This is a genomic window from Legionella brunensis, assembly GCF_001467025.1.
GTDB classification, from domain to species: Bacteria; Pseudomonadota; Gammaproteobacteria; order Legionellales; family Legionellaceae; genus Tatlockia; species Tatlockia brunensis.
The window spans coordinates 54,765-62,553 of the sequence record NZ_LNXV01000001.1 but is presented as its reverse complement, the minus strand read 5'-3'; the positions used below and the strand labels follow the sequence as shown (position 1 = coordinate 62,553).

The following is a 7,789-nucleotide window of genomic DNA, read 5'->3' as shown; positions in this document are numbered from 1 at the left end:
CCTGCTTGTAAGACACAGCCGCTAATAACTTCATCAATTTCCGCTGGAGCGATACCGGCTTGTTCGATAACTGCGCGATGAGCCACTGCTCCCAACTCTGGAGCTGATAGGCCAGATAATGTTCCTAACATTGCCCCCATAGGTGTTCTTTTAGCAGCGACAATAACAATATCATTCTGTTCCATGTTTTATTTTCCTTATGCTGTTTCATTAAAAAGTTCACGTCCAATTAACATTCGTCTGATTTCAGATGTACCTGCTCCAATCTCATACAGTTTGGCGTCACGCAACAATCGGCCAGTAGGATATTCATTAATATAGCCATTACCACCAAGAACTTGAATGGCTTGTAAAGCCATTTGGGTGGCTCTTTCTGCTGTATATAAAATTACCCCAGCGGCATCTTTGCGGCTGACCATGCCTTGATCGCAAGCACGGGCGACAGCGTAGAGATAAGCTCTTGATGCACTTAATTCGGTATACATGTCGGCCAGCTTCCCTTGAATGAACTGAAACTCACCAATCGCCTGATTGAATTGTTTACGCTCATGTACATAGGGAAGAACAATATCCATACAAGCTTGCATAATACCAATAGGGCCTGCAGCCAATACAGTGCGCTCATAATCTAGTCCACTCATTAAGACTTTTGCGCCTTTATTGATTTCGCCTAAAATATTTTCCGCGGGCACTTCACAGTGTTCAAACACAAGTTCGCAGGTATTTGAACCGCGCATTCCCAGTTTATCCAGCTTTTGTGCGGTGCGAAAACCGTTGAATCCTTTCTCGATGATAAAGGCGGTAATTCCTTTACTGGCGGCAAGTTTATCTGTTTTGGCATACACAACTAAAACATCAGCATCCGGGCCATTGGTAATCCACATTTTCGTGCCATCGAGAATAAATTTATCCCCCTCAGCACGTGCCTGCAGTTGCATGCTAACAACATCTGAACCCGAATTGGATTCACTCATGGCTAAAGCGCCAATATGCTCTCCACTTATTAGTTTAGGCAAATAATATTGTTTTTGCCTGCTATTGCCATTTAAGGAAATTTGATTCACACAAAGATTAGAATGTGCACCGTAGCTTAAACCGACAGAAGCGGAGGCTCGTGAAATCTCTTCCATTGCAATTACATGGGCAAGATAACCCATGTTAGCACCACCATACTCTTCACTGGCGGTGATACCAAGTAACCCCATTTCTCCTAATTTGCGCCATAAATGATTAGGGAAAGCGTTTTTTTCATCGATTTGGGCAGCTATGGGAGCGATTTCCTTTTGGGCAAATTGATAAACACTATCGCGCAGAAGGTCGTAAGTTTCACCAAGTTGATATTGTAGGCCAGTGTGCATAGTTTGACTTCCTGTTACTTAAGCAAATAGGCTAGACTATACCCAATCAAATTCAAGTTGCAATAGACTTTTTTGGAAACTGCAGTTGAAGAACTAATCTTTGGGGAAAAATGCCTTCAAACCTTCTAAATCCCCATGCTTTCCATGTACACTGTGCTTTTCAGGGAATTTTTCTTTACTGGCATTATTCAAAAGTCTAGGGTCTGTTTACAATTCGCTAGGTAGGTGAGCAATCAAGCATAGAAAATCAAGGCTTTTCGGCCAAGATAGCAGAATTGTAATAGACCCTTCTTAATAAAGGAGGGGTATTCATGCGTAAACTCGTGCTCTGGGGACATCATGCTGACGAATACCAAGAAATGTTTCATTTGACTGATACCGACAAAAATGCACGCATCTTAGAATATGGTTGTGGACCTAGTGCAGTGAATGTGGAGTTCACGAAACAGTCGCGGCAAATTATTAGCGCTGATCCGCTATTTACGTTGGATAAGGATACGCTTTACAGTAAGGTAGATTTAATTTTTGCTGATATGATCGCCAGAGTTATCAGGGATCAAGACAAATTTGATTTTAGTTTTTACGGTAATCTTGAAGCATTGATTAATAAAAGGCGTGAAGGAATGAAGCAGTTTTTTGCCGACTATGAAAAAGGAAAAAAAGAAAAACGCTATTATGGCGTTACAGACTATACCTTACCTTTTGCTGATTTCTCATTTGATTTTGCTTTGAGTTCGCATTATTTATTTGCTGATCTAGATGATCAAGATGTTGAATTTCATTTGAAAGTGATTAAAGAATTAGCTCGAGTTGCTAAAGAAGTACGAATTTTTCCTTTAATTGACCGTCATAATCATCCTTCACCTTTTTTGGGACCAGTACTTCTTGGGTTACAACAAGAAAATTTTGGTGTCGAGGTTAAAGAGGTTGCCTATCATTTACAGCCTAGTGGTAATGCAATGCTACGAGTATGGGCGCAGCAGTGTGCTGTATAACTAGGTGCTCGTTAAAAGTTTAGGTTTTAATTGTAATGGATAATAGGTAAATACCAGGATTAACAGTAAGAGGACACTGAGCCAGCCCATCAAATAAAAGCAGTCATCAAGCGCCAATGCGGTAGCTTGACGAGTGAGGAAAAAATTTAATTGCGCAAGCGCTTTTTTCCCTTCCGCATGGAATTGCTGGGCGTGATTGAGGAAGCTTATGGTGTTGTGGGAGAAAGATGTTAAGTTTTCACCCAAGCGTTCATAATAAAAAACTTGCCGCCGATGCCATAAAATAACGAAAAGAGAAGCCCCTAAAGCACAACTTAGTAATCGAATAATGTGAAAGAAATTTGCAGATTCGCCTGATTTTTCCGGGGAAACATGCTGCACTGAGAGCCTAAAAAGCGGTGGTAAAAAAAGCGGGAGCCCTATACCTGCCAGAATTCGTGAAAAAGCAATGCGGTTGAAGTTAATCTCTGTATTAAAGGAAGTCGTATAAAAACATGAAATCGCAAAAAATATTAAAGCGACTGCCAGAGGTAACCGCGGATCGTAGCGTTTATAGTTTAAAAAGATAGGTATCCAGGCAACAAAAGCCATGGTGACGATGATTAAAGCAATCCAGTTAGGCGTATAATTCACATAGAGTTTCAGCCATAATGAAAGTAAAATGACCATCGCAAAATAAATGGCAAAAAGAAACGCGATATTTAGCATTGCAAATGAAAAGTAAAAATCCTTCAAAAGCTTAAAGTCCATAATTGGACATGATGATGAGCAGGTATGTACAATAAAAAAAAGTAAACTGATGCTCCCTGTCGCTAAAAGAAAATTAATCATGGTAGAGCGAAACCAATCTAGCTCTTGTCCCGTAATCAAAGCTGTTCCAATAAAAAGAACGCTGACGAAATAAAAAAAATACCCTGGGGCATCAAACTTGATTTTTTTTACGGGCTTATGAAAGTCTTTAAATCGATAACTAATATAAGCAATTAAAAAAAGACAAAAAGGAATATTGGTATAAAAAAGTAAACGCCAGTTACTAGAGTATGCAATCCAACCACCCCAACTTGCACCTAACACGGGAATAAACGTAAAGCAGATAAATAAAAAAGGGAGCAAATTTGCTTGCTTTTGTGGGGAACAAATGGATGGAATCAACTCTCCTAATATTAGTAAATACAGAGGGCCTGAGGCTAAACCTTCCAAGAGACGAAATAAAACAAAATGGAAATAGTCCTGCGAGGTTGCGCATTGCCATGAGAAAAAAGTCATTAGAACCAAACAAACCAGATAAAGTTGTACTGCGCTCAACCGAGTCATGCACGGTTTGCCTAAGGGGATACTGAGTGCATTACCAATACAAAAAAAACTAACGCTATAAACGCTAAGAAAAGGGCTACTACCCAAGTCGCCGACAATATAAAGGCCTGCCATGATAGGCAATGTCAGGTTAAAGATCACCGCTCCAATGGAGAGTATGAGGATAAATAAAGCCATTAATCGTTCCTTCTTGCTATAGACATCTTTTTGAGCGCAAGAGGGTTGGTCGCATAAGCTTGTAAATTAGGATCCAAATTACTGGCTATGATCTTGGCTATTAATTCTTTATTACCCGCTTCTTCTGATTCAAAAATATCTGTTGTATAGGTTGGTGAGTTAAAGTTAGTAGGAACCAAAGGACCATCAGTAGAGATATCCGTGGTTGCTTCCATGGATAAACCGATTCGTAGGGGGTGCTGTTTTAATTCATTCGCATCTAGTGCAACACGTACAGGTAGTCGTTGAACGATCTTGATCCAGTTACCGGATAAATTTTCTGGGGGTAATAAGGCGAAGACATTTCCTGCAGCACCCGGGAGTCCAACAATTTTGCCATGGAAAACCACAGAGCGTCCGTATAAGTCGGAGGTGATATTAACATTTTGGCCGATGCGGACATGTTTTAGCTGTGTTTCTTTATAATTAGCATTTACCCACATTTGTTCTAAAGGGATAACGAACATCAGAGGTTCATTTGCCTTAACCGACATACCGACTTGAGCAGTTCGTTGGGCAACAAGCCCCTCAACAGGTGCATATATTTTGCAGCGATAAAGTTGTACCCAAGCGTCCCTAACTTCTTGTGCGGCTTGCTGCACCAAAGGATGTTGGGTGATAGAGCTTCCTTGGACAAAAGCCAACACTTTTTGATATTGATCTTTAGTACTTCTTAGGGAGGCTAAACTTGCTTTTAGGTCATCTGCCGCATTTTGATAATCTTCAAGAGAAATCCCCCGGGCTTTTATTACGCCAGCACGGTGTTGAAAATTTTGTTTTGCTTTTAAATGCTCTGCTCGTTTCACTTCAATTTCTGATTTGAGACGAAATACCTCATGGAAGGCCTGACAAACCTCTCGCACGCTCTCTGCAAGCCTTGCCTTTGCTTTCTCTAAAGTGATTGTCGAGTCTGTTTCATCCAGACTAGCGAGCAGCTGGCCTTTCTTAACAAGGAAACTATCATCACTGTATATTGCAGTAACAAAACCTGGACGTAAGGCATTAATGCGTACTTGATTGCCTTGGACATAGGCATCATTGGTATAAACCTGCAAGCGCCAGACGAATAGCCAATAGATAAAAATGCACAATAATAAAACCAAAATAGCAATGGCGAGGTAGAAAATAGGTTTTCTTTGCTTCATGACTGCCTCACCAATGGGATGTTAGCTCGACAGTAGCCACCGCCTAAAGCTTTGGTTAATTTTATAGAAGCAAGATACTGATTATAAAGCAGGCTAAGATTAGTAAGTTTTTTTTCAATCAACTCTTCTTGTAAAGAAAAAATATTAAATTCGCTGTCTAAGCCTTGTTGCTGACGTAAACGCACAAGCGCATACCGCTTGTTCGTAAATTTAAGAATTTCCATTTGTTCGTTTTTTTGTTTATAAACCCGCTGGCTAAAGTCAAGAACATCAAGAATTTCCTGGGTGCTTCGTAATAGCAAATTGTTGTAGGCAAAAATTGCAGCATCAAATTCTGCTTTTGTAGCTCTAATGTTGGCCTTAATGGCACCGGCGGTAAAAATAGGTAAATGAATGGCGGGTCTAATTGCAGTAGTAACGCTTGATGCGCGTAAAAGTTTATCCCAATGAGTACTCTCAAGGCCGACTAAACCAACGAGATTAACATTGGGATAATAATCAGCCATTGCCGCACTTGTTTTATAGGCTAAAGCTTTTGCACGCCAAATTTGTGCCATTAAATCAGGTCTGCGTGCAATTAGATCTAAAGAAAGTGTGGTAGGAATAAGCAATGTTTTTGGTAGTGCGGGAAGATTTTTCTGTGCAGCTATAGATGCTTCAGGGTTACGGCCAGCCAGAATATTAATTAGGTGTTTATCAACGGCAATTTCTTCTTTGATATTAGCAAGCAATTTCTTCGCTTCCAGTAAGCTCTCTGATGCTGAGAAGGAAGATAGGTCATTGGCAAGTCCTTTATTAGTGAGTAAATTTTGTAATTGAGAGATATTATTACGTACTGCTACTAATTGTTCGTAAAATTGCTGTTTAACAAGATTCACCTTATAAGCGAAATAAGCTTGTGCAATAGCGGTGGTGATTAGTAGTTGCACTTCTGCGGCTTCAGCTTCCTGTGCTTTTTCTTTACCAATAGCTTCATAAAAAAGATTATGATTTTGCCCCCAGAAATCAAGATCATAAGTGAATGCCAAGGATAAATCCAGGAGATTGGCATTTAAAGGGATTTTAGGATTTAGCGCGCGATATAAGCCATTCTTACTTAAGTATTGTTTGTTTTCTTTTGCATCAAAAAATAACAATGGGAATAGTGCAGAGCGGGTAATGATGGCTTCTTGCTTCGCCATTTGAATACGGCTTTTGACTTCTTGAATGGAGGGATTACATTGTAGAGCTTCATTAATTAATTCATTTAATTGGGGGGAGTTATAGGCTTGCCACCATTGTTGGTTTGGCCAATCTCCCCGGCTAAAGATTTCTTTTTCTTTTAATTTTGCATGAATCGAGCGGTCTATTTTAGGAGCGGCCTGTAAATGCTGTACTTGCTTTTGTGGAGGCAAGGCAATCCGACAGGATATTAAAAGGCATAATCCAAGATAAGTACCCATCTTGAGGACGCTTTGCATGTACCGATCCATTTATAACTGTTTAAATAAAAATTAAAAATTTACTTTAACCTAGAATGATAAGAATGACTATAAGGGATTAGCCTGATAGAGTCCTGTATAAGTTTAATATCACTTACTTAGAACTTGAGTTATCATTCCCATCGCTGCGCTTAATAACAATAAAATCTGATCCTTTTATATTCGGAGTCTTTAAGGATGTACTCACTTATTCGCCCCTTTCTTTTTAAAATGGATGCTGAAAAAGCCCATGAATTGACCTTATCCATGTTGCATTGGGTGCCCCAATTTTGTTTTAAACAACCTAAGGGACAAGCTTTGGTAGCTATGGGATTGGCTTTCCCACATCAAGTGGGGCTTGCTGCGGGCTTGGATAAAAATGGAGCTCATCTTGAGGCTTTAAGCAAACTTGGCTTTGCATTCATTGAGCTTGGAACAGTAACGCCTCGTCCGCAATTAGGTAATCCTAAGCCTCGTCTTTTTCGGCTCCCTGATGCTCAAGCGTTAATTAATCGTATGGGGTTTAATAACTTAGGTGTGGATGCATTGGTGGCTAATGTTAGAAAGGCCAATTATAAGGGTATATTAGGAATCAATATTGGCAAAAATAAAGATACTTCATTAACGAGAGCTAGCGAAGACTATGTTCATTGTCTACAGAAAGTTTATTCCTATGCTTCTTACATAACAATTAATATTTCCTCGCCGAATACTCCCGATCTACGGTTATTGCAACAAGACAAATTTTTTAGCCAGCTGCTCGCAGAATTATGCGAAGAGCAACAGCGGCTAGCCGATGAGCATCAACGACTTGTTCCCTTGGTTGTAAAATTATCTCCTGACGAGCCTGATGAAACCCTAAAACAAATGGCTGAAATTGTATTGCAAAAGAAACTTGCTGGAATTATTGCTACCAATACCACCTGTGCGCGTGGATTAGTAATGCAGTTGCCTAATAGTAATGAACAAGGGGGGTTAAGTGGAGCTCCTCTTGCTGAACGCTCAACCCAATGCTTACGTGTACTGAAAGAAATAGTGGGGAACGATGTCACTTTGATAGGGGTTGGCGGTATCGATAATCCTGCTATTGCTCGTGAGAAATTACAAGCAGGGGCTGCTTTGTTACAAGTCTATACTGGTTTGATCTACAAAGGTCCAGGATTAATCCCCCAATTGATAGAGAATCTACATCATTAGACCTTATTTGTTCTTATTAAGAGCAATATTTTAAAAAATTTACAATAGTGAGACTTGAGTTAACACATTTTCTATTTGTTTTGCATTTAAGCTGTGTTACAATC

Annotated in this window: 7 protein-coding genes; 2 read left to right on the top strand and 5 right to left on the bottom strand. The window is 39.8% G+C overall.

From position 1 onward, the window contains the following. Both Lbru_RS00250 and Lbru_RS00245 read right to left on the bottom strand, forming a co-directional pair. Positions 1-185: thiolase family protein (locus tag Lbru_RS00250; RefSeq protein ID WP_058440172.1), on the bottom strand; the 185-nt coding region annotated here is incomplete at its 3' end. Between the two features lie 12 nt (positions 186-197). Beyond that, on the bottom strand, positions 198-1,358 hold the full coding sequence (locus Lbru_RS00245; protein ID WP_058440171.1) for an isovaleryl-CoA dehydrogenase: 1,161 nt from the start codon (positions 1,356-1,358) through the stop codon (positions 198-200). A 311-nt stretch (positions 1,359-1,669) separates the two neighbouring features. Between Lbru_RS00245 and Lbru_RS00240 the strand changes: the two genes are divergently transcribed. Beyond that, positions 1,670-2,353 (top strand): class I SAM-dependent methyltransferase, encoded by a 684-nt coding sequence (locus tag Lbru_RS00240; protein WP_058440170.1) that lies wholly within the window; start codon positions 1,670-1,672, stop codon positions 2,351-2,353. On the opposite strand, the gene Lbru_RS00235 is transcribed toward Lbru_RS00240, so the two are convergent. The 3 genes from Lbru_RS00235 to Lbru_RS00225 are packed head-to-tail and all read right to left on the bottom strand — an operon-like array spanning position 2,354 to position 6,488. Next, positions 2,354-3,844 carry an MFS transporter gene (locus tag Lbru_RS00235; RefSeq protein ID WP_058440169.1) on the bottom strand — a complete coding sequence of 497 codons (1,491 nt, stop codon included), beginning with the start codon at positions 3,842-3,844 and terminating at the stop codon, positions 2,354-2,356. Continuing rightward, on the bottom strand, positions 3,844-5,028 hold the full coding sequence (locus Lbru_RS00230; protein ID WP_058440168.1) for an HlyD/EmrA/EmrK family protein: 1,185 nt from the start codon (positions 5,026-5,028) through the stop codon (positions 3,844-3,846). Before Lbru_RS00230 ends, Lbru_RS00235 begins: the two co-directional genes overlap by 1 nt. Continuing rightward, positions 5,025-6,488: an efflux transporter outer membrane subunit gene (locus tag Lbru_RS00225; RefSeq protein WP_058440167.1), complete on the bottom strand. Its 1,464-nt coding sequence runs from the start codon at positions 6,486-6,488 to the stop codon at positions 5,025-5,027. Before Lbru_RS00225 ends, Lbru_RS00230 begins: the two co-directional genes overlap by 4 nt. Positions 6,489-6,686: 198 nt before the next feature. Here Lbru_RS00225 and Lbru_RS00220 point away from each other — a divergent pair, with 198 nt between their 5' ends. After that, the gene (locus Lbru_RS00220) at positions 6,687-7,685 is read left to right on the top strand and encodes a quinone-dependent dihydroorotate dehydrogenase (RefSeq protein ID WP_058440166.1); all 999 of its coding nucleotides are present in this window, start codon (positions 6,687-6,689) and stop codon (positions 7,683-7,685) included. The last annotated feature ends 104 nt before the right edge of the window (positions 7,686-7,789 follow it).

Excerpts from the sequence above, each read along its gene's own strand:
- Lbru_RS00220 (WP_058440166.1), top strand. The coding sequence starts at position 6,687 with ATGTACTCACTTATTCGCCCCTTTCTTTTTAAAATGGATGCTGAAAAA.
- Lbru_RS00240 (WP_058440170.1), top strand. The coding sequence starts at position 1,670 with ATGCGTAAACTCGTGCTCTGGGGACATCATGCTGACGAATACCAAGAA.
- Lbru_RS00230 (WP_058440168.1), bottom strand. The coding sequence starts at position 5,028 with ATGAAGCAAAGAAAACCTATTTTCTACCTCGCCATTGCTATTTTGGTT.
- Lbru_RS00235 (WP_058440169.1), bottom strand. The coding sequence starts at position 3,844 with ATGGCTTTATTTATCCTCATACTCTCCATTGGAGCGGTGATCTTTAAC.
- Lbru_RS00245 (WP_058440171.1), bottom strand. The coding sequence starts at position 1,358 with ATGCACACTGGCCTACAATATCAACTTGGTGAAACTTACGACCTTCTG.
- Lbru_RS00225 (WP_058440167.1), bottom strand. The coding sequence starts at position 6,488 with ATGCAAAGCGTCCTCAAGATGGGTACTTATCTTGGATTATGCCTTTTA.